1 protein-coding gene is annotated in these 1,395 nt (G+C 68.8%); it reads right to left on the bottom strand.

What is annotated here, in order from left to right:
* Positions 1-19: 19 nt before the first annotated feature.
* A complete protein-coding gene (locus tag ABZ272_RS32000) occupies positions 20-1,102 on the bottom strand; it encodes an IS110 family transposase (protein WP_355053675.1) in 1,083 nt (360 codons plus the stop codon).
* Between the last annotated feature and the right edge of the window lie 293 nt (positions 1,103-1,395).

The following is a 1,395-nucleotide window of genomic DNA, read 5'->3' as shown; positions in this document are numbered from 1 at the left end:
CGATCTGTGAGTGGGGTTGTCAAGTGGCGGTGCGGTGGTGGGTGGTGATGATGCGGTAGAGCTGTCGGGCGATGTAGCGCTTGAGGCAGCGGTTGATTTCTTTGGTGGTGCGGCCTTCGGCGCGTCGTCGGTTGATGTAGTCGCGGGTTTCGGGGTGGATGCGGCGGCGGGTCAGGGCGATGGTGTGTAGGGCGCTGTTGAGGGTTCTGTCGCCGCCGCGGTTGAGGCGGTGTCGGTCGGTGCGGCCGCTGGCCACGGGGATGGGGGCGGTGCCGGCGAGGGTGGCCCAGGCGGCTTCTGATCGGACGCGGCCGGGGTGTGACCAGGTGGTGAGGGCGATCGCTGCGGTGACGGGTCCGATTCCGGGTTGGTCGAGCAGGGGTGGGCACAGGTCGGTGACGAGGGCGCGTAGGCGTCGATGGTTGTCGGCTAGTGCGGCGTCGAGGGTGTGGATGTGACGGGCGAGGGTGGCCAGTTCGCGGCGGCGGGTGTGTTCCTCGGTGGGCAGGTGTGTGTTCTCGGGCACCTCAAGGGCGGCCAGGCGGGCGATCTGGTGGGTGGTGCTGAGCCCTTGTAGGGCGTGGCGTAGGGCGTCGTCGGCGGTCAGGATCAGTGCTTTGATCAGGTTGACCGTGGCGGTGCGCGTGTCGCTGTGGTGGCGGCGGCAGACCAGCAGCAGGCGTAGCGCCTCGCGGGGTCCGTCGCTGCGGGGCGCCGCGATGCGGTCGGTGGACAGTGCCAGCACCGCGTGGGCGGCGGCGACCGCGTCCAGCTGGTCGGACTTGCCGCCCCGACGGCGGGCTGCCGCGATGGGTTTGGGTGCCTCGCAGACCGGTTCACCGGCGGCGGTCAACAGCCGGCACAGCCCCTGACCATGCGCCCGGGTGCCCTCCACCGCCCACAACCGGCGCCCCTGCGCGGGGGTGTGTGCGGCGGCGAACGCCAGCAGCCGACTCAACCCGTCCGGGTCGGTAGAAACGCTGACCTGCGCCACGACTGCTCCGAGCCGGTCGAGCACGGCAGCGGTGTGCGTGTCGGTGTGGGTATCGACCCCCACCACCACGTCATAGCGATCCGTGACCCGTTCTACGATCTGTGCCATCTCAGTTGTTGCTCCCTTTGCCAGGCACGACTGGGACAGTCGGCGTCGGCTCGGGATGCAGTCACCTCGGCGGCAAATCTGTGATGGGCCACGTGCGCTCGCACGGGCAGGCTTCTGATCAGGCCAGCAAGGTGGGCCGGGCCGGCGCCGACGACCACCTGGGGACAGGTCTTGCACAAGGCACGCCCACACTCGAAGCGGCCGGATCGACAATGAGTCACCCAAGCGATCATCGACGCCGAACCTAACGGCAACCAGCCGAACCGATCACCACAGACATAGAAGCGTCTTGC

Origin of the sequence: Micromonospora sp. NPDC005979, assembly GCF_040614415.1 — a bacterium.
GTDB lineage: Bacteria > Actinomycetota > Actinomycetes > Mycobacteriales > Micromonosporaceae > Micromonospora.
Note: the sequence above shows the minus strand (reverse complement) of the source record. Positions and strands in the feature narration are given on the sequence as shown.